The following is a 23,073-nucleotide window of genomic DNA, read 5'->3' on the forward strand; positions in this document are numbered from 1 at the left end:
TCAAGCCCAAAACAGGCCGCGTCACGCCCCTTTTAACTCTTTTCGGATTAAAGGCACCCCGACACGCAAAGCGCCGCAACGGATGGACGCCAATATAAGACCCATCTTTTGTTACTTAACCCGCCGAAGACCTAGCCGGCCGGATTCCGTTTGCCTAGGCGTGCTTGCCGGCTGGGTCGCCGCCGCTACTGGCAATCTCCCGCGTAGTCGCACAGAAACGCAACGAAAAGAAACATTTTGCAACACGCCGAAACGGAATCTTGATTTGATTGTGCGCGAATGTCGCGTTAAGCTGCCGCGTAGCTTTTCGAGATGAACAAAAGCGAACACGACAGTGCAAAAGCTCTCATGCACTTCTGCTCACCCCGATTGGTCGAAGTGGATCATGCTGTTGGGTGGCTTTCCAGGCATCCGGCGGCAAAAGCCCGCAAGAGGAAGCTCGTGGCGCCGCCGGCTGGCGGTGGCCATCGAACGCATGCCTGAAACGATCCAAGGAGGAATCATGTCGGCAGTGCAGACCACGCAGCCCGATGGCGCCAGCGGAGGAGTCATCGCGCGCACCCATCACGAAAGCGCTTTTGAGGAAGGCCTCGAAGCAGGCGCCGCAAAGACCGGCTCGATGAAGTACGTCGTCATCCTGGCCGTCAGCGCCGGCCTCGCCGGCCTGCTGTACGGCTACGATACCGTCAGCGTTTCCGGCGCCGTCACCTACCTGACCGCGCTGTGGCATCTGTCGACGGGCATGGAAGGCCTGATCGTGTCCTCGATCATGATTGGCGGCGTCGTCGGCGTCGGCTTCTCCGGCTTCGTTTCCGACCGCTTCGGCCGCCGCCCGGTGCTCATGGTCGGCGCCGCGCTGTTCTTCGTCGCCGCGCTGTGGTCGGCTTCGGTTTCGACGCCGGGCGCGCTCGTCGCGGCCCGCATCGTCGGCGGCCTGGGCATCGGCCTAAGCTCCAGCCTTGCCATCACCTACATCACCGAATGCGCCCCGGCCCGGTTCCGCGGCACGCTTTCGAGCATGTACCAGTTCCTGTGCACGATCGGCATCCTGCTGACCAATATCATCAATTTCGCCTCTCCGCCAACGGCGGCATCCATTCCGATTTCGCCGACAAGGCGTGGCGCTGGATGCTCGGCATTGGCGCGGTCCCGGCTCTCGTGTTCTTCGTTGCGCTCGTCTTCATGCCGGAATCCCCGCGCTTCCTCGTCCAGAAGGGCGAGAAGGAGAAGGGCTTCCGCATTCTGGAGAAGATTGGCGGCACCGCTTCCGCCCGCGCCGACATGGCCGAGATTTCCGCCGCCATCGAAGACGACAAGAAAGGCTCGTTCAAGGACCTGTTCCGTTCGCCGCTGTCGCACGCGCTGCTGATCGGCATCTTCCTTGCGCTGTTCAACCAGTGGGTCGGTCAGAACGCCATCTTCTACTATGCGCCTACGATTTTCGAGGACATCTTCCCCGGCGGCAACACGTCGTTCCTGTGCTCGGCAGTCACCGGCACCGTCAACGTCCTCGCCACGATCGTCGGCCTCTACCTGATCGACCGCATCGGCCGCAAGCCGCTGATGCTGTCCGGCACCATCGGCATGTGCGTGTCGTACGTGCTGATGGGGTGCTCGATGCTCTTCCATTGGAACGGCGTGCTGACGCTCGTCTTCGCCTGCATGGTCATCATCTTCTTCGCGTACTCGATGGGCCCGATTACCTGGGTCATGGTCTCGGAACTGTTCCCGACCTACATGCGCGGCCGCGCAGCCGGCTTCTGCACGATGTTCACGTGGGGCGCCAACTTCCTGGTCGCCCAGTTCACCCCGCTGATGATGAGCGCATGGGGCGGCGGCACGTTCCTGTTCTGGGCCGGCATGGACCTCGTCGCCTTCCTCGGCGTCAAGTTCCTCGTTCCGGAAACCAAGGGCAAGACGCTCGAGGAGATCCAGGCCTTCTGGACCAAGTAACCCCCGCAAGGCTGTCGCCAAGATGCCCGCTCCTGACCAAGCGGCGGCGGCTCGGGGCCGATAACGTCGCCAACGCGCCCGGTTCGGGCCAAGCGGCGACGGGTCCGGGGGCGATAATGTCGCCAACACGCCCGAACCGGGCAATATGGCCACAATCCAGGGGCGAAAAATGAGGCCAACACGCCGCGCATGGGCGTGTTGGCCTCATTTTGGAGCCGTCTTTTCTCGCCGACATGCCGATGGCGGGCGTGTTGGCGACATTTCAGCTTCTACCGCGTGACGATGAGGTTCTCCAGTCCGTCGGATTTGGCTTCGGACGAGGAGGAATTCTCGGCCGAGGAGCCGTCGGCGCCCGTTGCCTCGTCGGCGTCCGATGCCTCGTCGCCGCCGGGCAGCTCGTCCGGCAGCTCCTCAAGCGGCTCGCCGGAGTCGCGCGCGAGCTTGATCTGCTCCTTGAACCACACGCGCACGGCAGGGTTGATGTCCTTTGCTTCGAGGTAGTGCTGGTAGATGGGGTAGAGGGCGTGCAGCCACGGATACATCAAATACAGCTGGTGCTCGCTCTTGTGCTTGCGCCAGTGTTCGGGGTGCGCCTCGAACGTGTTGCGGAACCTGTTCATATAGGAATGGAACGAACGGAACTTCGTGTCCATGCGCCGGGCGGAAATGCCGCAGATCATCCGCTGCGAATACACCGTCTTCAGGCCGCGGCCAAGCAGGTGCAGCGAGATGTCGATGTCCTCGTGCATCTTGTCTTCCTTGTCGAGGCACACCTCGTTGGCGATGAGCTTCCAGGCGGAGGCACGCAGCGCCATGTTCGAGCCGAACAGCAGCACCTGGCCGCCGTCGGCGCGGTAGGCGCGGCGCCGGGCGCGGTCGTCGCCCTTGAGCGCGATCTTGTGGATCGGCATGTCGTAGTAGGTCACCGGCCCGGTGGCGCCCATCGCTTCGGCATCCTCGGTGAAGATGCCCGACACGATCTCCACCCAGTCGGGCTTGAGCATGCAGTCGGCGTCGACGCGGCCGAGCACGTCGCCGGTGGCGTGGTTGAAACCGTAGTTGCGCGTCGGGATCAGGCCCTGCTGCTCGTCCTGGTGCATCAGCTTGACGGGGGTGCCCGGATGTTCGGCGATGAACTGCTGGACCTTGGCGACGGTGGAATCGGTGGACTTGTTGTCGACGACGATCACTTCATGGGGCATCACCGTTTGCCGCGTGGCGTTCACGAGGCAGTCGACGATCCGTTCCTCCTCGTTCCACGCAGGGATGATGATAGAGACGTTAAGCATGGTTTCAAGAATATGAGGTCGGCTCTACCGCCGTTCGCTACAATGGGGGCCATGAGCGAAACAGAGCACCAGCCCAAAGAGGAAAGCAAGATCGACCTTGCCTCCATCTTCCCGTCGAAGGGCGACCCCCGCCGCCCTCCCGAGTGGTATAGCCGGGCGCTGCTGTACCTGGTCATCGCCGTCTACATCGGCTGGTTCTGCTTCTCGAGCTGGGGCAAGATCTCCTACATCGTGCTCGACGTCGTCATCGCGCTGTTCCTCGCGCTGGCCGTCGAACCGCTGATCATCAAGCTGATCAAGCACGGCTGGAAGCGCGGCGCGGCGGCCGTCGCCTGCCTTTCGGGGCTCATCATCATCATCGTCGCCCTGCTGGCCCTCTTCGGCAACATGTTCGTCCAGCAGATGATGTCGATGCTCAAGGGCATCCCGGACCTTTATAACCAGCTGGTGGAGAGCCTGCAGGAATACGCCCACGTCCAGCTGCCGCAGATGAGCGACCTGGGCAGCGAGGTGATGAAGAACGTCAAGTCGAGCTGGGTGACCGACGTGGCCGGCCAGGCCGTCAGCACCACCGTGGGCGTTCTGGGCAACCTGCTCAACCTCGTCACGGCGATCATGGTCGCGTTCTACATCGCCATCGCCGGCCCGCGCCTGCGCCGCAGCCTGTGCCAGTGGCTCGCCCCGCGCGCCCAGCGCAAGTTCCTGCTGACCTGGACCGTCGTGCAGGACCAGATTTCCAGCTACCTGTTCTCCCGCTCGATCCTCGCGGCGATTTCCGCGACCTGCATGTCCATTTTCCTCGTCATCATCAAGGTTCCGTATTGGCTTCCGCTGGCGCTGTTCTGCGGCATCGTCTCGCAGTTCATCCCGACGATCGGCACCTACCTCGGCGGCGCGCTGCCGGTGCTCTTCGCCTGGGGCGAGCGCGGCATCTGGTATGCCGTCGGCGTCGTCGTGTTCATTACCTGCTACCAGCAGATCGAGAACCTGCTGCTGGCGCCCAAGATTTCGGAAAAGACGATGGATCTCAACCCCTGCGTCGCGTTCCTGTGCGTCCTGTTCTTCGGCTCGATCTTCGGCGCGCTCGGCGCCTTCCTCGCGCTGCCGATCACGGCTGCGCTCCAGGTGCTGTTCAAGGTGTATACGAAGCGCTACCAGCTCGTCGACATGCCGCTGATGGAGGATCCGGTGCCGACGAAGAAATCGAAGGTCGCCGAAGCGGGCGAAGCGCTGGGGGAGATGGCGCAGCATCTGCCGCGCGCCGCCCGCGGTTCGTCCGGCCACGTCACGATGGACGACGAGATTCGCGCGCTGCAGCAGGCCGCGTACGACCTTCCGGATACGCACGAGTCGCCTCGCCAGCGCGAGGAGGATCCGACCGTCGCCATCCCGAAGGGCGTGCTGCGCAAGGAACAGCCGGCAAAGACGAAGCTCGACGGCTTGCGCGGCGTCGGCGATGAAGATTCTTCCCAAGATTCAGATTCCCGCGCCGCCAGCGAAGCGTCCGCAACCGCCGGGGGTGCCTCGGCGGCAGCCGAAGCGCCGGCGGTGGCCGGCGGCGAAGCCGCGCAACCCGCCCATGCGGCCGACCGGAAGGACGGCGGAGTAGAATCGTCGGGTTCCGCAAGCGGCGCGGCCGCCGAAGGAAACGCGCAGGCCGGCGCAGACGCGTCCGGCAGCGGTGCGGATGGCCGCGCGTCCGGCGACGGCCACGCCGCGGCGCAGCCCGAAGCGGGCGAGGGCGGCAAGGCGCCCGATACGAAGAACCCTAGGAGAAACTGGCGCTAATGGTCCTGCTCAACGTAGTCAATGCCCTGATGTGCATCGTCGGCGCGGTCGGCGTCGGCTACCAGGCGCTGTGCATCGTCATCTCGCTGTTCGCCAAGCCGGTGACGTTCCCCGAGGCGCCGATGGACAAGCGCTATGCCGTGCTGATTTCCGCACGCAACGAGGAGGCCGTCATCGCCAACCTCGTCAACGACATCAAGAACCAGACGTATCCGTTCGCGCTCGTCGACATCTGGATCGTCGCCGACAACTGCACCGACAGCACGGCGCAGCTGTGCCGCTCGCTGGGGTGCAACGTCGTCGAGCGCTTCGACCAGACGCAGGTCGGCAAGGGCTACGCGCTGACCTACCTGCTCGACCACATGATCGACACGAAGGCGGCCGACGCCTACGACGCGTTCTTCGTGTTCGACGCCGACAACCGCCTCGACAAGAACTACATCGCCGAAATGAACAAGGCGTTCCAGTCGGGATTCCGCATCCTGACCAGCTACCGCAATTCGGTCAACCTCAACGAGAACTGGGTGTCCAGCGGCTCGGCGCTGTGGTTCATCCGCGAAAGCCGCTTCCTGTCCGCCTCGCGCATGGCGCTGGGCAATTCGTGCCATGTGGGCGGCACCGGCTTCATGTTCTCGCAGGCCGTCATGCGCCGCAACAAGGGCTGGAAGTTCCACCTGCTCACCGAGGACCTCGAGTTCACGATGGACTCGGTGCTGCACGGCGACCGCATCGGCTACGTCGGCTCGGCCATCCTCTACGACGAGCAGCCGGCCACGTTCGCGCAGAGCTGGCGCCAGCGCCTGCGCTGGAGCAAGGGCTTCCTGCAGGTGTTCCGCTACTACGGTTCGGCGCTGATGCGCCGCGCCATCACCGAACGCGACTTCGCCTGCGTCGACTTCACGCTGCTGCTGTGCCCGTTCATGCTGCTCGCGCTGCTGCGCATCGGCCTGGGGCTGCTGTTCGCCGCCTGCGGCTTCGTGTCGTGGGCGTCCCAGCTGTCGTCGCTGATCAGCTGGACCGCCGGCATCATCATGTCGTGCGTGGGCATGATGGCGCTGGCCGCGCTGACGATCGTCGTCGAACGCGACCAGATCGGCGCCACCAACAAGGAGCTCATCGCCTACGTGCTGAGCTTCCCGATCTACATGTTCTCCTACGTGCCGATTTCCTTCCAGGCCATCTTCTCGAAGGCACAATGGAAGCCGATCGTCCATTCCGGCGGCGGTTCCGGCTCGATTGGCGCGGCCGACGACGCTGGCTCTGAGGAGAGCGGCCCCGCGGAATCCCATCCTGTCGCTGCGGCATCGGCTGCCCACGCCTAGCCGTCAGCCCTGGTCTGCCCCGGCGTAGTTTGCCAGCCTGTGTCCACCAAGGAGGTGAACACCATGCCGCTCGGTCTGCCCGGCGTAGTTTGCCAGCCCCCTCGTCCGTCAGCCCACCAGCTGCCATGCATCTCCCGTGCTGGCATGCCGGCTTTTCCCGGGGAACTTCCCCTGTCCCATCATCCGCTGGGCGGATAACTCGGCATACCCCCGTCGGGTACTGTAAGCGGCATGGACCAGAACCCCAGAGAACCCGTGCCGGCCGTTGCGTTGCAAGGGCTGACGAAGCGATTCGGCGACAAGAACGCCGTGACCAACCTGTGGCTGGCAATCCCCGCCGGCTCCTTCTACGGCCTTGTCGGGCCCAACGGCGCCGGCAAGACGACGACGATCAACATGATGACCGGCCTGCTGATGCCGGACGCCGGCAACGCCGCCATCTTCGGCACGCCGGTCTGGCCCGACGTCAACCAGGCCAAGCGCCAGTTCGGCCTGATGCCGCAGGCGGACCAGATCTTCGACCGCCTCACCGGCATGCAGCTGCTCGTCTACGCCGGCATGCTGCGCGGCATGAAGCGCGGCGAAACGATCGCCCGCGCCCGCGACCTGCTCAACGCGTTCGACCTGGCGCAGGCCGCCGACACGATGGTGTCCCAGTATTCGGCCGGCATGACGAAGAAGATCTGCCTGGCCTCGGCGATGATCCACAGCCCGCGCATCCTCGTGCTCGACGAGCCGTTCGAGTCGGTCGATCCGGTCTCGAGCGCCAATATCAAGGACCTGCTCGCCGAATACGCGTCTACCGGCGGCACCGTCATCGTCTCCAGCCACGTCATGTCGCTGGTCGAGAAGATGTGCACGCACGTCGCCGTCATCAACCACGGCCAGGTCGCCGCCGCCGGCACCGTCGCGCAGGTGGCGGCGGGGGAGGACCTCGAGGAGCGCTTCCTGCAGCTGGTCGGCGGCCGTCATCAGGCCGCCCACCTCTCGTGGCTCGACGGCGCGGGGGATTCCCAGCCACAGCCGCAATCCGGGCAGCCGCCATACCCGTACAACCCGGAGGCCATGCGATGATCGGCACGCTCGTACGCCTGCGCTGGACGCTGACATTCAGCGCGCTGAAGAAGTCGACCTGGCAGAAGGTCTCCTTCATCGTCGGCATCGTGATCGGCGCAATCGTGGTCCTGTCGGTCATTCCGATGGCCTGGGCCCTTGGCGCCGGCCCCCAGGGCTTCGCGGATCTGTCTGGCGAAGCGGGCGCCCCGATGGACGACGCCGCATTCCGCGCCTGGTTCGAGGCGGTGACGCTGCTCGTGGCGACGCTGGCCATCGGCGTGGCCGCGCTGGTCCAGGTCATGTACATCGGCGAATCGTCGACGATGAGCCCCGGCAAGTTCGGCATGTACGGCATCCGGGACCGCACGCTGCAGGCCGGCCTGCTCGCCTCGGGGCTGACCGGCATCCCGGCCGTCGCCACGCTGCTGGCCCTCTTCGCCTGGAGCGCCGCCTACCGCTGGCTGGGCGCCGGCGGCGTCATCGGCATGCTGGTCGCCGCGCCGCTGATCGTGCTCGTCGCGATGTGCACCTGCAAGATGTTCCTGTCGCTGTCGGCGCTGCTCGTCAAGTCGCAGACCGGCAAGAACCTGTTCTACATCGTCTCCGTCGTGCTCATCGTGGCGCTGTGCCAGGTGCCGAACCTGCTGGTGAACACCGACGCCGGCGCCCAGTTCGGTTCCGGCCTGCTCGGCGCCGCCGGCCCCCTGCGCTTCCTGCCGTGGAGCTGCCTGGCGGCCCTCCCGTTCCGCTTCGCCGACTCCCGCTGGGGCTTCGCGCTGCTCGCCGTCGCCATCGCCGCCGCCTACTGCGCGGCCTGCTTCGCCGTATCGGTATGGTGCCTCAAGCGCGAACGGCTGACGGACGGCGCCGACCATGTGCAGGCCAAGGCGCGCGGCATCGGCATGTTCGCCCGCGTCGCCGACTCGCCGGCCGGCGCCGTCAGCGGCCGCCAGTTCACGCTGCTCAAGCGCGACGCGCGCCAGGCGATGGTCTTCGTCATGCCGGCGTTCTTCCTCATCCTCTTCGCGTTCGAAGGCCACATGATGGACGACGCCGAGGCGATGTCGGCCATGACGTGGACCGGCGTCGTCATGAGCGCCCTGTTCTTCGGCGTGACCGAAAGCAACGGCCTCGCCTACGACGGCACCGGCTTCACGATGGAGGTCATCGCCGGCACCCGCGGCATCGACGACCGGCGCGGCCGCGTGTCCACGATGGTGACGATCGTCATCGCCTCCTACGCCGTCCTCGCGCTCGCCGCGTTCATCGTCACCGGCGACTGGCACACGGCCTGGGGATGGCGCTTCGGCCTGATGATGACGGGCCTGGGCATCGGCCTGGCGTGCAGCGGCATCGGCCTCGCCCAGCTGTTCTCCGCCGTGTTCATGTACCCGGTGCCGTCCATCGACAAGCCGTTCAGCTCGCCGCAGGGCCGCGGGGTGGCGCAGGTCTTCATCCCGCTGTTCTACATCCTGATGATGTTCGTCACGATGATCCCCACCGGGCTCGTCGCCGTCCTGTTCGCCGTTACCGGCCAGTGGGGCGCGCTGTGGCCGTGGATCGGCGTCGCCGCGCTCGCCAACGGCGCCGCGATGGTCGCCATCGGCGTGAAGGCCGGCGGCAAGTCGCTGGACGCACGCCGGCTCGACGTGCTGCATAATCTGGAGGAATTCCGCACGCTGCAGCGTTAGCGCCGCTTCCAGCCAACGTATAGGGTCGCCCCGCTACAATGCACCGAGGGATTTATCCAAGATTTTCGAAAGGTGCGTTGTGGGCGAACGGGACGAGATTGCCGCGGCGGTGCGCCGCAAGCTGCGCCGCCGACGGCTTACCGTCGCCATCGCGTCGGCGGTGACGCTGCTGCTGTGCGCCGGGTACGTTGCCGGCGACGCGGCCGGGCTGCTGCCGGGGATCCTCACGACGCAGCCGGTGTCGGTACGGCAGCTGGACGATGCCGGCGCGCCGCTGGCGGCGGCCGACATCGCCGGCGACGCCGATACGGCGAAGGCGATCGACGCCGGCGCCGCCGGGAATCTCATTGACGAACTCGTCTCGACGGAAGGCGTCGGTTCCGACGTTTCCGTCGCCATTGCGCAGGCGGACGGCACGATCGTCGCTTCCAAGGCCGCCGACACGGCCCGCGAACCGGCTTCCACGATGAAGACGCTGACGGCGCTGGCGGCCGCCTCCGTGCTGGACATGGGCTCGACGCTGTCGACGGACGCGTACCTCGAGCAGACCGACGACAGCGCGACGATCGTGCTGCAGGGCCATGGCGACATGCTGCTCGGCTCGGGCGAATCGGATGCGAACCATGTCAACGGGCGCGCCGGGCTGGGCACGCTGGCCGAAGAGACCGCGAAGGCGCTGAAGGCGCGCGGCATCGGCAAGGTCTCGGTCGCCTACGACGACTCGCTGTTCGGCAATGCGCGCTACCCGAGCACGATCAGCCAGAACAACGGGGACCACCTGTACTACACCGGCGTCTCCTCGATGGCCATCGACGGCGGCCGGCAGTGGAACGGCGCCGAGCCGGACGACCCGGACACGTTCGAGGCATACCCGGTGCTGTCGCAGCGCACGGCGGTGGACGCCGCGGAATCGTTCGCCGCGAGCCTGGAGGACGCCGGCATCGAGGTGGACGGATCGGTCTCGCCAGGCAGCGCGCCGAGCGGCAAGAGCCCGCTGGCGAGCGTCGAGTCGGCGCCGCTGAGCTCGATCATGATGTTCATGCTGCGCCATTCCGACAACACGCTGGCCGAGGAGTTCGGCCGGCTGCTGGCGCTGGCTACCGGGGAGTCGAATTCGCCGGCCGGCGCGACCGCCGCCGTCAAGGCGCAGCTCAAGAGGCTCGGCGTGCCGCTCGACGGCCTCGTCATGGCCGACTGCTCGGGGCTGTCGCCCGGCTCGAAGGCGACGGTGAAGACGCTCGTGGCCGCGCAGGTCAGGAACCTGGACGCCGGCATCGCCGTCGCCGCGGCCGAAGGGCTGTCGGTGGCCGGCCTCGTCGGCACCGCCTCCGGCCGGCTCGCCTCGCCCAAGGCGGCCGGGCTGCTGCGCGTCAAGACCGGCAGCCTCGACACGGTGACGTCGATGACCGGCAACGTCTCGAGGGAACATGGAGGCGTGGCGGCCTTCAGCGTCATCATCAACGACCCGTCCGATTATGCCGCGGCCAAGGAAGCCATCACGACGTTCGTATCCGGCGTGGCCGGACTGTAGGCCATAAATTCAAGGCGGAGCGGAGGCGGCGGCCATGGCGTATGCGAAGGAAATCAAGCAGGCGGTCGGGGCCGTGCGCGCCTCGCTGTCCGCCGCGGGGTTCGGCCCGCAAGGCCCGCAGTTCGCGCGGCATGGGCGGCACGACCCCGAGCCGGACGCCCCGCTCATGCTCGTCGCCTGCTCCGGCGGCCGCGATTCGATGGCGCTGGCGGCCGTCGCCGGCATCGTGTGCGCGGCGTGGGGGCTGCGGTGCGGCGCCGTCATCGTCGACCATCGGCTGCAGGCCGGTTCCGGCGACGTGGCGCGCCAGGCCGCGGAACGCTGCCGCGCGCTGGAACTCGATCCGGTCATCGTGCGCGCCGTCGACGTTCCGGGCTTTACAACGGATGCCCCGGCTTCTCCGGCTTCTCCGGATTCCCGGGATGCTTCGCATGCTCCGGTAGGACGCGGGGAGGGGCTGGAAGCCGCCGCGCGGCAGGCGCGGTACGGCGCAATCTGTGAAACGGCCCGTGAAACCGGCGCTGCCGCCGTCCTGCTGGCGCACACGCTCACCGACCAGGCCGAAACGGTGCTCATCGACCTGATCCGCGCGGCCGGCACCGATGCGATGGCCGGCATGCCGCCACGCTTCGAACGCGACGGGGTCGCGTTCCTGCGCCCCCTGCTGGAACTGTCCCGGGAACAGACGACGGCAATCTGCCGCGCGCTGTCGCTGGACTACTGGGACGACCCGACCAACGGCGACGACGTGCCGCAGGGGGAGCCGCTTGACGCATCGGCGCCGCTGCGCTCGCGCGTGCGGCACGACCTGCTGCCGGCCCTAAACGCGTTCGCCGGCTGCGACATGGCCGCCCGGCTGGCCGCCGGCACGAAGGTCGCACGGCGCGACGTGGCCTTCCTCGATGAAATGGCCGCCGAATGGTACGGGCGCTGCGTGACGGAAGAAGCGGTGGCGGGGGAGAAACGGCCCCATAATCTTGTCGTCGACGCCGACGTACTGGCCCGCGCTCCCGAAGCGATCCGGTTCCGCGTGCTCGCCCGGGCGATGGCGTCGCTCGGCGTAGCGTACAGCGCAAAACGGCTGGAAGCGCTTGAGCGTTTCGCCAGCGATTGGCACGGCCAGAAGCCCCTGAAAGTTTCCGGCGGACTCACTGCATGCCGCAAGAAACACGTCATTCGCTTGTGTAAAGATTGACTCCATGCAAATCAGCGACGTGCAGGATAAAATCGATCATGAACTGATCTCCCACGAGGAGATCGTGCAGCGTATCAACGAAGTGGCCGCACAGGTCAGCGAGGATTATAAGGACAGGAACCCGCTGGTCATCTGCGTGCTCAAGGGGGCCGTCCAGACGCTTTCGATGTTTACCCAGGCGCTGACGATCCCGATGGAAATGGACTTCATGTCGCTGTCCACCTATGGTTCCGGCACGTCGTCGAGCGGGAAGGTAACGGTGCGCGCCGACCTGACGACCGACGTGAAGGGCCGCGACGTCATCATCGTCGAGGACATCGTCGACTCCGGCTTCACGCTCAACTGGCTCATGGGGCAGCTCAAGGAACGCGAGGCCAACTCGGTGGAGGTCTTCGCGCTGCTGGAGAAGCCGGCGCGCCATACCGTCGACATCGACTTGAAGTACACCGGCTTCGTCATCCCCGACGAATTCGTCGTGGGGTTCGGCCTTGACTTCGATGAGGAATACCGTAACCTCGATTCCATCGCCGTACTGAAGCCGTCCGTATACGAAGGGGAGCTTTCATGAGCTATCAGGGGCCCGGCCAGCCGAACGGGAACGGGAACAACCCGTTCAACAACCCGTTCCGCGGCGGCCAGAACAACAACCGCAACAACAACGCGAACCAGAGCGGCAACAATGGCGGCCCGAAGTCGTTCTGGCGCTCGCCGTGGCTGTGGGGCATCATCATCGTGCTGCTCGTCATCTCGATGTTCCAGCTGTTCTCGGGTTCGGGCACGCAGACGATCACGACCAAGCAGGGCCTCGACATCCTCGAGAACAACGCGAGCAACATTGAATACGCCACGATCGTCGACAATACCCAGCAGGTCAAGCTGGAGCTGAAGAGCGACTACTCGGCCGCCGACCCGGATACCGGCAAGACGAAGAACTACGGCAAGGACGTCCAGTTCTACTACGCCTATGCGCAGAGCGCGACGGTAGTCAAGGACGTCGAGGCCGCCAACCCGGCCAACGGGTGGACCACGACGATGAAGTCGACGAGCGTGTGGAGCTACCTGATCACGTCGATCCTGCCGTTCATCATCTTCTTCATCCTCGTGTGGGTGCTGATGAGCCGCATGGGCGGCGCCTCGGGCATGCTCGGCATGGGCGGCAAGAAGAACTCCGGCAAGCTCAACGACGGACAGATCCCCCACACCAAGTTCGCCGACGTCGCCGGCGAGGACGCCGCCGTGCAGGAAGTCGAGGAAATCAAGGACTTCCTCAAGGACCCGTCCAAGTACAAGGCGCTGGGCGCGCGCATCCCGCGAGGCGTGCTGCTCTACGGACCTCCGGGCACCGGCAAGACGCTGCTGGCCCGCGCCATCGCAGGCGAGGCCGGCGTACCGTTCTATTCGATGGCGGGCTCCGACTTCGTCGAGATGTTCGTCGGCCTCGGCGCCTCCCGCGTGCGCGACCTGTTCGACGAGGCGAAGAAGAACGCCCCGGCCATCATCTTCATCGACGAAATCGACGCCGTCGGCCGCAAGCGCGGCTCCGGCATGAGCGGCGGCCACGATGAACGCGAGCAGACGCTCAACCAGCTGCTCGTCGAGATGGACGGCTTCAACAACGACACGAACCTGATCATCATCGCCGCCACGAACCGTCCCGACGTGCTCGACCCGGCGCTGCTGCGCCCCGGCCGCTTCGACCGCCAGGTCGCCGTGGAGGCACCGGACCTCGAAGGCCGCGAGGCCATCCTGAAGGTGCATGCCAAGGGTAAGCCGTTCGTCCCCGACATCGACCTGCGCTCGATCGCCGTGCGCACGCCGGGCTTCACCGGCGCCGATCTGGCGAACGTGCTCAACGAAGCCGCGCTGCTGTGCGCGCGCGTCGGCGCCCAGCTGATCGACAACCGCGCCATCGACGAGGCCATCGACCGCGTGATGAGCGGCCCGCGGCGCCGTTCCAAGGGCATGGCGCTCGACGAACTGCGCAACACGGCCTACCATGAAGGCGGCCACGCGTTGGTTGCCGCCGCCCTGCACTACACCGATCCGGTTACCAAGGTCACCATCCTGCCGCGTGGACGCGCATTGGGCTACACGGCCGTCATGCCGACCGAGGACCGCTATTCGCAGACGCGCAACCAGCTGCTCGACCAGATGGCCTATGCCATGGGCGGCCGCACCGCCGAAGAGGTCGTGTTCCACGACCCGACGACGGGCGCCTCGAACGACATCGAGAAGGCGACGAGCATCGCCCGCCAGATGGTCAACGAATGGGGCTTCACGCAGGAGCTCGGCGCCGTGCTGTGGCAGAAGCAGCAGGACGGTTCCGGCATCGACTCGCTCGAGCCGCACGAGTATTCCGACGCGACGGCCGAGAAGATGGACAAGCTCGTGCTGCAGTTCATCGAGAACGCCCACAACGAGGCGTACCAGATCATCACCGAGAACCGCGACGTCCTCGACGAGCTCGTGCGCCAGCTGCTGGTCAAGCAGACGCTGAACGAGAAGGAACTGCAGGTCATCTTCTCCAAGCTCAAGAAGGCTCCGGAACGTCCGGTGTGGCTGTCGAATCCGAACCGGCCCGACTCCGACATCCCGCCGGTGCCGATTCCCGAATCGCTCAAGAAGACGGTCGGCATCCAGCCGCCGACGCCGAAGGACGGACCATCCGCGTGACCCGGCTGAGCTGCAGCGGCATCGGCGTCGACGGCACGCCGTTCACCGTCGACTTGTCGTGGATCCGCCGGCCGGACGGAGGCGGCTTCGACGAGGCGATTGGCGACGTGCGCCGCTATGCCGCCGCGTTCGCCGGCGACGTCGCCGATGCCGCCGAACTGGCTGAACGGCTCGCGCCTGCGCTGCTGGCATCCCTAGATGCGCAGCGGGTCGAGGTCTGCGTACGGCAGGAACGCGACGGCATCCAGCTGAACGCGACGGCCGAGGCGCCGGCCGACTCAGCCGCCCAGGCTGCTCCTAATACAGGGGGCGAAGGCAGTGCGTGGGCGGATGCCGCCCAGCGCAACGTTGGCCCGGATGATGCCGGCCAAGGCAATCTTGAGCGGCGCGATTCTGAACAGCGCAATCGTTATCAAGGCAATCTTGAGCCCGAATCCCCGCGCTCCGCGTATCCCGAAAGCCATGCAGCGGTGCTGGGGCTCGAATGCCCCGAAAGCGCCGATGCCGAAGGGCTGCTGCAAGCCGTCATCGTCGCCGTTGACGCGATTGCCGGCGTGCAGGTGGAGGGCATTTCGCCGCTCTACCAGGTCTCGTCGCTGGACGGCGCGGACTCGCTGACGGCGGTGCTCTCGCTATCCACGTCGCTCGACGCCGCCGGGCTGCGCGAACGGATCGGCGAACTGGTCTTCGTACGGGACCATGTCTTGACGGTGACGCTGCTTGCGTTCGACGGCGCCGGCTGCGCCAGCGAAGCGCGGCGCGCGGCGTTCCTCGCGCCCTGGCTGGACATGGACGCGCAGGGCGAGCTCGACGGCACGCCCCTGTCGTTCCATCTGGCGACGGCTCCCGACGCATTGCAGGCCGGTCTCAAATCGGACCGTTGGGTGTTCGGAGGCATGCTGTGAACGCGCGGCGTACCCCGTGGTGGATCTATGTGGTGGCCGCAGTCGTAGGTTTCGTCATCGGGCTGCTGGTGACGCTTGCCGATGAGTCGCATGCGATGGGGTTGCTCGGCGCCCCGTGGTTCGTTTCCGGCATCCTCCTGCTGCTTGGATTCGTGGTGCTCTATCTGGCATGGCAGGTGCATAAATACGCCACCACCGACCCGAAGAAGCGCGCCGCGCTCAAAACGTTCGACGTCGACAAGGCCGTCAATACGCTGGTGCTTGCCAAGGCGCTGGCCGTCGCCGGCGCCATCCTGCTGGGGTGGTACGGCGGCCAGCTCGTCATGAGCGTGCCGCACTGGGAGGCCGCCTATTTCCACGACATCGCCATTCAATGCGCGGTGGCGGCCGGGGCGAGCCTTATCGACATGATTCTCGGCATCGTCAGCGAAGGGCTGTGCATGCTGCCGCCCAGCGAGGGCGGCGAGCATCCGAAGATGCGCACCCAGAACCAGGGGTGCGGCCAGCAGTACGCCAGCTGACCGTTACTTATTAGGAACCCGGATCATGGCTTCCTGCACCATCGCGGCGCACAGCTGGCCGTCCTGGTATACCTTCGCCGTGCCCAGCCCACGGCCGTGCGCCGCCGTCGGCGTATCCTGCACGTACAGATGCCAGCGGGTGACGTCGATGTCGCGGTACCACCACATCGAATGGTCGATCGTCGCGTAGCTGATGCCCGGCACCGTCAGCGCAAGCCCTGCGCGGCGCAGCTCCGGCTCCAGCATCACCTGGTCGCAGCCGAGCGCCAGCAGCGCCCGCTGCATTGTCTGCGTCAGCTCCATGTCGCCCGGCGCGCGCATCCACACGAGCTGGCGGCCCGAATCCGCCGCCGCGCTCTCCTTGTCGGGGGCGAGCATGACGGTCGGCGTGACGTGGCGCACGTCGAACGGTGCCGACGTGGCGTAGAACTTCGCGAAGGGGGACTTGTCGGCATACGGCGCCATCAGTTCGGATGCGGACTTGAGCGTTTCGGGGTCCGGCACGTCCTCGGGCATCGGGTCGAAGAAGTCGACGCCGGTCTGCCCCTGCTTCTGGAAGCTGACGATGGCGGTGAGGATCGTGCCTTCGGACTGCGTGACGTTGACGCGCCGCGCTGAGAACGAATGGCCGTCGCGCAGGTTCTCGACGTCGAACAGCACGTCCTGGTGGATGTCGCCGGGGGCGATGAAATACCCGTGGATCGAGTTGGGCAGCCGGTCTTCCGGAACCGTCTTCGAGGCGGCGATCAGCGACTGCGCCATCACCTGGCCGCCGTAGACGCGGCCGGTGGGGAAGTACAGCGACTCGCCATTGACGTACGTGTGGTCGCGGTACGCCGAAGGCTCCCCCAGGTTCAGGACGTGGGCAATGCGTTCCAGCGGCGTGCAGTTCTCTGCGCTCATCTTCCCTCGTTTCGTTCGGCCCGTGCGTCGCGTTCGCCGCGCCGGACAGGCAATCGTGGTGTTCCAACGGAAGTTCAGTGTACTCAGCGGGGGTTAAGAACAGCGAACATGCGCCAGAATGCGTCGGAATGGGTCGGAATAGGCCGGAAGGCGTCGGAACTAGGCCGGAACCAGGCTGGAATTCGCCGGAAGGTGTCCGCGATTTTCCAGCACGAAAGTCACTGGACGCAAATGGGCGTCTCAGCACCTTTCCACAAGCGCAGAAATGGCTATTTTCCCAGGATTTCGCCTTGGGCGTCGAAAGCCGGGATGTCCAGTGAACCTCCTGCGTGTAAAAGTCTGGACAGCACAAACGAAAAGAGGGGTGCTGAACGGTCCAGCACCCCTCTTTGCGCCCATACATGCATTAATCGCGCGTGAGCTTGCGATGCAGGCGGTGCGGCTTGGCGGCGTCTTCGCCCAGACGCGCCACCTTGTTCTCCTGGTAGGCCTGGAAGTTGCCTTCGAACCAGTACCAGTTGGCCGGGTGCTCGTCGTCGCCTTCCCACGCGAGGATGTGCGTGGCGATGCGGTCGAGGAACCAGCGGTCGTGGGAGATCACGACGGCGCAGCCCGGGAACTCGAGCAGCGCGTTCTCCAGCGACTCGAGCGTTTCGACATCGAGGTCGTTCGTCGGTTCGTCGAGCAGCAGCAGGTTGCCGCCCTGCTTCAGTGTCAGGGCCAGGTTCAGGCGGTTGCGTTCACCACCCGAGAGCACGCCGGTCAGCTTCTGCTGGTCGGAGCCCTTGAAGCCGAACGAGGCGACGTAGGCGCGCGTCGGCACCTCGACGCCGCCGACTTCGATGAAGTCGTTGCCGTCGGACACCGCTTCCCACAGGTTCTTGTTCGGGTCGAGGCCGGCGCGGTTCTGGTCGACGTAGCTGATCTTGACGGTCTCGCCAATCTTCAGGGAGCCGCCCGAGAGCGGTTCGAGGCCGACGATCGTCTTGAACAGCGTGGACTTGCCGACGCCGTTGGGGCCGATGACGCCGACGATGCCGTTGCGCGGCAGCGTGAAGCTCAGGTCGTCGATCAGCACGCGGTCGCCGAACGCCTTGTGGATGTGCTCGGCCTCCAGCACCGTCGAGCCCAGGCGCGGCCCCGGCGGGATCTGGATTTCGGAGAAGTCGAGCTTCTTGGAGTTGCGTGCCTCCTGCTCCATCTGGTCGTAGCGTTCCAAGCGGGCCTTGTTCTTGGCCTGGCGCGCCTTCGGCGAGGAGCGTACCCATTCGAGCTCGTTCTTCAGTCGCTTGGCGAGCTTGGCATCCTTGGCGCCCTGGATCTCCATGCGCTTGGCCTTCGTCTCCAGGTACGTCGAGTAGTTGCCCTTGTAGGGGTAGAGGTGGCCGCGGTCGACCTCGCAGATCCATTCGGCGACGTTGTCCATGAAGTAGCGGTCGTGCGTGACGGCGATGACGGCGCCTTCGTACTGGTGCAGGAACTTCTCGAGCCACAGGATCGACTCGGCGTCCAGATGGTTCGTCGGTTCGTCGAGCAGCAGCAGGTCCGGCGCCTCCAGCAGCAGCTTGCACAGCGCGACGCGGCGCCGCTCGCCGCCGGAGCACACCGACACCGGCGTATCCGGGTCCGGGCACTGCAGCGCGTCCATCGCCTGCTCGAGCTGCGAGTCGAGGTCCCAGCCGTTCGCCGCGTCGATTTCGGTCTGCAGCGTGCCCATCTCTTCCATGAGCTTGTCGAAGTCGGCGTCGGGATTGCCCATCTCCTCGCCGATCTGGTTGAAGCGCTCCACCTTGGCGGCGATGTCGCCGAACGCCATCTTGATGTTCTCGCCGACGGTCTTGTCGTCGTCCAGCGGCGGCTCCTGCTGCAGGATGCCGACCGTGAAGCCGGGCGTCAGCTGCGCCTCGCCGTTGCTGACGGTATCGAGGCCGGCCATGATCTTCAGCAGCGTCGACTTGCCCATGCCGTTGGGGCCCACGACGCCGATCTTGGCGCCGGGCAGGAAGCTCAGCGTCACGTCGTCGAGAATGACGCGATCGCCGTACGCCTTGCGCGCGTTGATCATCTGGTAAATAAACTCAGCCAATCCTAGGTTCCGTTTCTCTTGGAGAAATCCCGGCCGCCGCGGCGTTCGCGGCAGGGTGCGCGCCGTGGCCGGCCAATTGGATAGCGGACATAATCAATCGATCATTATTCCAAACCCGCTCTACTATTCCAACCTCCGTTGCAATATGCGCGCAAAGCGCACCCGTCCGTGCCGCATTGCCTTCGCCATGGCCGCTACCGCACCTCGGTGCGGCAATGCCATTTCCGGAAGCCTTCCCTCCTTGCGTCGTGGCGTCCGAGGGGGGCGAGCCGCCGGACGCGTCCGACGTGCATCCCACGGGCCGGACGGATTGTCAAGGATTCGTGAACGGCTATGGAACGCCGCTTGCTGGGACGACGGGGGTGCGCTAGTGTCGGTAGAGGAATGCAAGAGAGTTGGATTCTGATGGATCCGCGCGGCGCGAACCCCTTTCTCTTTCTCTGCGTTTCTCAACGCTACCTCTCGCGCCGCGCGGCCCCATCCTTCTCCGACCCGCTCCCATGCGTTTCCCTGCTTTCCTGCGTGTGTTTCATTCCGTCCCCAATACGTTCCAGTCACTGACGCCGCCTCACCGACTGAAACGTAGATTCTCGGCCACGTCCCAGTCACTGACGCCGCGTCACCGACTGAAAAATAGGCCTTCCGGAATATTCCAGTCGGTAGGCGCCCCAGCGACTGGAAAACAGAAATCTCAATACGTTCCAGTCGCTGGCGTCGCCTCACCGACTGGAACGTAGTTTTTTTTGCCACGTTCCAGTCGCTTAGGGGTCGTCAGCGACTGGAATGTAGATTCGTTGCTATGTTCCAGCGGCTACGATTCTCGCTGGGCGCGGTGGGGTTCTCGCGAAGTGCGGTATGCTTTTAGCGTAATTGAGGGAGATTTTTGCGCGCGCTTGAGGGAGAAGACCGATAAAAACGGCGGAATGACAACGAAAACGCGACATAGTTTTTTGAATTGACAAAATTGGGGCGTCGGTTATAGATTGCTTCGCAGACGAAACAGTTTGCCGGCGAATTGTTCCATCTAATCTGGCGCGACGCTTGCCGTTGCGCTGGTTTCCATACCCAATGCAACGCCACGAGGACGTGGCGGCGGCCGCCGTTGGCCACAGGACGAAAGGAACGAGAATGTCGCAAACGCAATCATTGTCTGCGCGGGGGAGTGCGCCGCGTGCCGGCGCAAGGCTGCCGAAGGGCGTCGTCTATTTCTTCGGGGCGCTCGGAGGGCTGCTGTTCGGCTACGATACCGGCGTCATTTCCGGCGCCATCCTGTTCATCCAGAACCAGATGAAGCTGGGGGACTGGGCGCAGGGCTGGGTCGTTTCCGCCGTGCTGGTCGGCGCCGTGCTGGGCGCCGCGTTCATCGGGCCGCTGTCCGACCGCGTTGGCAGGCGCAAGCTGCTGCTCGTTTCCGCCGTCATCTTCGTCATCGGCGCGCTCGGTTCGGCCTTTTCGCCGGAAGTCGTATCGCTGATCGCGTTCCGCATCGTGCTGGGCCTGGCTGTCGGCGCCGCTTCCGCGCTGATCCCGACCTATCTGAGCGAGCTTTCGCAGGCTTCCAAGCGCGGCACCGTCTCCGGGCTGTTCCAGCTGATGGTGATGACCGGCATCTTCCTTGCGTACGTCACCAACTACGCGTTCTCCGGGCTGTATACCGGCTGGCGCTGGATGCTGGGCTTCGCCGCGTTGCCGGCTATCGTGCTGTTCGTCGGCGGCCTGTTCCTTCCCGAATCGCCGCGCTTCCTCGTGCGCAACGGCAAGCTCGACGAAGCTCGCGGGGTGCTTGACGGCATCTATGACGGCGACGGCGCGAAGGTACGCCGCGAAATGGAGGAGATTCAGGAGCAGGCGCGCATCGAGGGAACGTCCGGAGGCTACCGTGAGCTGTTCGGCAAGCAGGTGCGCCCGGCGCTCATCATCGGCATCGGGCTGGCCGTGTTCCAGCAGATCATGGGCTGCAATACGGTGCTGTACTACGCGCCGACGATCTTCACCGCCGTCGGTTTCGGGGTGTCGGCGGCGCTGCTTGCCCATATCGGCATCGGCATCTTCAACGTCATCGTCACGGCAATCGCCATCGCCGTCATGGACAAGGTCAACCGCAAGACGATGCTGATTGTCGGCGCCGTCGGCATGGGCGTCTCGCTGTTCGTCATGTCGATCGCGATGAAGATGTCCAACGGCTCGCAGGCAGCCGCGGTCGTATGCGTCGTGGCGCTGACCGTCTATATCGCGTTCTTCTCGGGCACGTGGGGACCGGTCATGTGGATCATGGTCGGCGAGGTGTTCCCGCTGAACATCCGCGGCCTGGGCAATTCGTTCGCCTCCGTCATCAACTGGGCCGCCAACGCCCTCGTGTCGGTAACGTTCCCGTACCTGCTCAACCTGTTCGGTACAGGCTCGCTGTTCATCGGCTACGGCGTCATCTGCCTGGCGTCGATCTGGTTCGTGGCACGCTGCGTGTTCGAAACCCGCGGCCGTTCACTGGAACAGATCGAAGCCGACCTGCGCGCCCGCGCCGGAGTCCCGGCCGCCCAGACCGTCGAAATGGCTGAAGATATCGAGCGCGCCAACCCCGACAGCATGGTCGCCGCCCGCTGAGTATCGTTGTCGTTTTCGGCTGGACAGGTTCTCTTTAGAGAACCTGTCCAGCCATAGCTTAGTTGGCCGCATTCCGGCTGGCCGTGGCGGATGCGGAGGAGCCAAATAGGACGATGCCGATTTCAAGACAAAGGCGGTATGGTCCGCTATTGGCGTAGTTGCACTGGTGAGGAGGGTAACGGGTCTGGTATAGGTCCGGCAGCCCCTTCACATCGCGGTGTCTTACCGGTGGAAGAGTAGCGGCTTGCGCAACCATTCAGCAGTGCGTTATTCGCCGATGGCCTTGACGCTATGGCGCTCGATGAGCTCGCCAGGAATGACGGTCTTGACCCCGACCGGCACATGCTCGCCCTTCAGCATTCTCATCAGCATGTAGAAGGACTCCCTGCCGATATCCTCGAATTTGACGCGCATTGTCGTCAGTCCGAGCCGGGGGATGATGCCTTCGAGCGAGTCGTCGACGCCGACGACGCTGACGTCGTCCGGCACGCTCTTGCCTCCGGCGGCCAGGCCCGCGATGACGCCGCAAGCCATCTGGTCGTTGGATGCGTACACGGCGGTGCACGCTGGATCGCGCGCAAGCGCCAGCCCCGCCTGATAGCCGCTGTCCGCCTCCCAGTCGCCCAGATAGGTGCTGGGGATGGCGATGCCGAACTGGGTCAGCGCGTCGCGCCATCCGCGCGCACGGCTTTCGGCGGCGCGCGACGACGATGGTCCGGCGACATGGTAGACGGTCTTGTGCCCTCGGTTCAGCAGATAGTCGACGATGGCGGTGGAACAGCCGTAATGATCGGCGTCGATGGTCGGGCAGCTATCGGAAGGATCCTCGGAAATCAGCACGACCGGCATGTCTTTCGGGGGAGTGAACGTATCGAAATCATTGACCTTCTCCTCGAGAATCATGATGACGCCATCGACTGGCAGCTCCTTCATCCGTCTGGCGGCTGCTTGCAGTGTACGGTCATCGCCCTGCCCGAAATAATGAATGGTGGTTGCGTAACCATATTTGCTGGCGGTGGATGTGATGCCATTGAGGATGTGGGCATTGCCGAAACTGAGGATATCGAACAGGACAATGCCGATGCTGTTGAACCGTCCGCTCTTCAACACCCTTGCGGCATAATTGGGACGATAGCCTAGCCTTTCCATGGCGGCCTCAACTTTTTGCCTGGTTTCCGGCCTGACCGATGGGCTGCCGTTCGCTACTCTCGAAACGGTCTGCGGCGAGACGCCCGCCTCCAATGCGACGTCCTGCATGGAAACAGATGACACTCGACCCATTGTTGCCCCCGATTGCGCTGCGAGAAGATGCTTGCCGGCCTGTTACGACAAACACTACCACGCAGCGCGCCATGCCCGTTAGGGTGCTCGGCGCTATGAAAGAAATGTATGATGATAACGCAAACATTCTTCGGAGGCTTGGTGCTCATGGGAGAGCATGAGAGGGATGGCCCCGGAGAAGAGCGAAGAAGATCCTTCGAGGGGGAAGATAGCGATGAGCGTATCTGATATGGATGCCATGACCGGAGTGGCTTTTTCCGGAACACCATGCACGCCGT

Annotated in this window: 16 protein-coding genes and 1 pseudogene; 13 read left to right on the top strand and 4 right to left on the bottom strand. The window is 64.9% G+C overall.

From position 1 onward, the window contains the following. Positions 1 to 619: 619 nt before the first annotated feature. Both AC1AXT_RS02615 and AC1AXT_RS02620 read left to right on the top strand, forming a co-directional pair. A pseudogene (locus AC1AXT_RS02615) lies at positions 620 to 1,018 on the top strand (MFS transporter); the annotation flags it as partial. 110 nt (positions 1,019 to 1,128) lie between these two features. After that, a complete protein-coding gene (locus AC1AXT_RS02620) occupies positions 1,129 to 1,953 on the top strand; it encodes an MFS transporter (RefSeq protein WP_476540441.1) in 825 nt (274 codons plus the stop codon). A gap of 269 nt (positions 1,954 to 2,222) precedes the next feature. On the opposite strand, the gene AC1AXT_RS02625 is transcribed toward AC1AXT_RS02620, so the two are convergent. Continuing rightward, positions 2,223 to 3,242 carry a glycosyltransferase family 2 protein gene (locus AC1AXT_RS02625; protein ID WP_476539004.1) on the bottom strand — a complete coding sequence of 340 codons (1,020 nt, stop codon included), beginning with the start codon at positions 3,240 to 3,242 and terminating at the stop codon, positions 2,223 to 2,225. A 51-nt stretch (positions 3,243 to 3,293) separates the two neighbouring features. Here AC1AXT_RS02625 and AC1AXT_RS02630 point away from each other — a divergent pair, with 51 nt between their 5' ends. From AC1AXT_RS02630 to AC1AXT_RS02675, 10 genes are all read left to right on the top strand, one after another. Continuing rightward, complete coding sequence (locus AC1AXT_RS02630; RefSeq protein WP_476539005.1) at positions 3,294 to 5,030, top strand: AI-2E family transporter; 1,737 nt, start codon at positions 3,294 to 3,296, stop codon at positions 5,028 to 5,030. Beyond that, complete coding sequence (locus AC1AXT_RS02635) at positions 5,030 to 6,352, top strand: glycosyltransferase family 2 protein (protein ID WP_476539006.1); 1,323 nt, start codon at positions 5,030 to 5,032, stop codon at positions 6,350 to 6,352. Before AC1AXT_RS02630 ends, AC1AXT_RS02635 begins: the two co-directional genes overlap by 1 nt. 231 nt (positions 6,353 to 6,583) lie before the next feature. Beyond that, positions 6,584 to 7,426 (top strand): ABC transporter ATP-binding protein, encoded by an 843-nt coding sequence (locus AC1AXT_RS02640; RefSeq protein ID WP_476539007.1) that lies wholly within the window; start codon positions 6,584 to 6,586, stop codon positions 7,424 to 7,426. Next, a complete protein-coding gene (locus AC1AXT_RS02645) occupies positions 7,423 to 9,099 on the top strand; it encodes an ABC transporter permease (RefSeq protein ID WP_476562499.1) in 1,677 nt (558 codons plus the stop codon). Before AC1AXT_RS02640 ends, AC1AXT_RS02645 begins: the two co-directional genes overlap by 4 nt. Positions 9,100 to 9,178: 79 nt before the next feature. Further along, positions 9,179 to 10,630 (top strand): D-alanyl-D-alanine carboxypeptidase/D-alanyl-D-alanine endopeptidase, encoded by a 1,452-nt coding sequence (dacB, locus tag AC1AXT_RS02650; RefSeq protein ID WP_476539009.1) that lies wholly within the window; start codon positions 9,179 to 9,181, stop codon positions 10,628 to 10,630. A gap of 34 nt (positions 10,631 to 10,664) precedes the next feature. After that, positions 10,665 to 11,825, top strand: coding sequence for a tRNA lysidine(34) synthetase (locus AC1AXT_RS02655; RefSeq protein ID WP_476539010.1), 1,161 nt, complete (start codon positions 10,665 to 10,667; stop codon positions 11,823 to 11,825). A 4-nt stretch (positions 11,826 to 11,829) separates the two neighbouring features. Beyond that, on the top strand, positions 11,830 to 12,393 hold the full coding sequence (gene hpt / locus AC1AXT_RS02660; RefSeq protein ID WP_476539011.1) for a hypoxanthine phosphoribosyltransferase: 564 nt from the start codon (positions 11,830 to 11,832) through the stop codon (positions 12,391 to 12,393). Then, positions 12,390 to 14,498 carry an ATP-dependent zinc metalloprotease FtsH gene (ftsH, locus tag AC1AXT_RS02665; protein ID WP_476539012.1) on the top strand — a complete coding sequence of 703 codons (2,109 nt, stop codon included), beginning with the start codon at positions 12,390 to 12,392 and terminating at the stop codon, positions 14,496 to 14,498. The genes hpt and ftsH overlap by 4 nt, the downstream gene beginning before the upstream one ends. Beyond that, on the top strand, positions 14,495 to 15,403 hold the full coding sequence (locus AC1AXT_RS02670; RefSeq protein WP_476539013.1) for a hypothetical protein: 909 nt from the start codon (positions 14,495 to 14,497) through the stop codon (positions 15,401 to 15,403). The genes ftsH and AC1AXT_RS02670 overlap by 4 nt, the downstream gene beginning before the upstream one ends. After that, the gene (locus AC1AXT_RS02675; RefSeq protein WP_476539014.1) at positions 15,400 to 15,924 is read left to right on the top strand and encodes a DUF3180 domain-containing protein; all 525 of its coding nucleotides are present in this window, start codon (positions 15,400 to 15,402) and stop codon (positions 15,922 to 15,924) included. Before AC1AXT_RS02670 ends, AC1AXT_RS02675 begins: the two co-directional genes overlap by 4 nt. Before the next feature lie 3 nt (positions 15,925 to 15,927). Here AC1AXT_RS02675 and AC1AXT_RS02680 read toward each other — a convergent pair whose 3' ends face one another. Then, complete coding sequence (locus AC1AXT_RS02680) at positions 15,928 to 16,827, bottom strand: acyl-CoA thioesterase (protein ID WP_476539015.1); 900 nt, start codon at positions 16,825 to 16,827, stop codon at positions 15,928 to 15,930. A 406-nt stretch (positions 16,828 to 17,233) separates the two neighbouring features. Then, positions 17,234 to 18,913 (bottom strand): energy-dependent translational throttle protein EttA, encoded by a 1,680-nt coding sequence (gene ettA / locus AC1AXT_RS02685; RefSeq protein ID WP_476539016.1) that lies wholly within the window; start codon positions 18,911 to 18,913, stop codon positions 17,234 to 17,236. Between the two features lie 1,128 nt (positions 18,914 to 20,041). Here ettA and AC1AXT_RS02690 point away from each other — a divergent pair. Continuing rightward, positions 20,042 to 21,514 (top strand): sugar porter family MFS transporter, encoded by a 1,473-nt coding sequence (locus AC1AXT_RS02690; protein WP_476539017.1) that lies wholly within the window; start codon positions 20,042 to 20,044, stop codon positions 21,512 to 21,514. A 267-nt stretch (positions 21,515 to 21,781) separates the two neighbouring features. Here the strand turns inward: AC1AXT_RS02690 and AC1AXT_RS02695 are convergent, their stop codons facing one another. Then, the gene (locus AC1AXT_RS02695; protein WP_476539018.1) at positions 21,782 to 22,771 is read right to left on the bottom strand and encodes a LacI family DNA-binding transcriptional regulator; all 990 of its coding nucleotides are present in this window, start codon (positions 22,769 to 22,771) and stop codon (positions 21,782 to 21,784) included. Positions 22,772 to 23,073 lie beyond the last annotated feature (302 nt).

It is taken from the genome of Bifidobacterium sp. LH_450 (assembly GCF_056356715.1).

Coding starts and splice junctions, on each gene's coding strand:
- AC1AXT_RS02620 (WP_476540441.1), top strand. CDS start 1,129: ATGCTCGGCATTGGCGCGGTCCCGGCTCTCGTGTTCTTCGTTGCGCTC.
- AC1AXT_RS02625 (WP_476539004.1), bottom strand. CDS start 3,242: ATGCTTAACGTCTCTATCATCATCCCTGCGTGGAACGAGGAGGAACGG.
- AC1AXT_RS02630 (WP_476539005.1), top strand. CDS start 3,294: ATGAGCGAAACAGAGCACCAGCCCAAAGAGGAAAGCAAGATCGACCTT.
- AC1AXT_RS02635 (WP_476539006.1), top strand. CDS start 5,030: ATGGTCCTGCTCAACGTAGTCAATGCCCTGATGTGCATCGTCGGCGCG.
- AC1AXT_RS02640 (WP_476539007.1), top strand. CDS start 6,584: ATGGACCAGAACCCCAGAGAACCCGTGCCGGCCGTTGCGTTGCAAGGG.
- AC1AXT_RS02645 (WP_476562499.1), top strand. CDS start 7,423: ATGATCGGCACGCTCGTACGCCTGCGCTGGACGCTGACATTCAGCGCG.
- AC1AXT_RS02655 (WP_476539010.1), top strand. CDS start 10,665: ATGGCGTATGCGAAGGAAATCAAGCAGGCGGTCGGGGCCGTGCGCGCC.
- hpt (WP_476539011.1), top strand. CDS start 11,830: ATGCAAATCAGCGACGTGCAGGATAAAATCGATCATGAACTGATCTCC.
- ftsH (WP_476539012.1), top strand. CDS start 12,390: ATGAGCTATCAGGGGCCCGGCCAGCCGAACGGGAACGGGAACAACCCG.
- AC1AXT_RS02680 (WP_476539015.1), bottom strand. CDS start 16,827: ATGAGCGCAGAGAACTGCACGCCGCTGGAACGCATTGCCCACGTCCTG.
- AC1AXT_RS02690 (WP_476539017.1), top strand. CDS start 20,042: ATGTCGCAAACGCAATCATTGTCTGCGCGGGGGAGTGCGCCGCGTGCC.
- AC1AXT_RS02695 (WP_476539018.1), bottom strand. CDS start 22,771: ATGCAGGACGTCGCATTGGAGGCGGGCGTCTCGCCGCAGACCGTTTCG.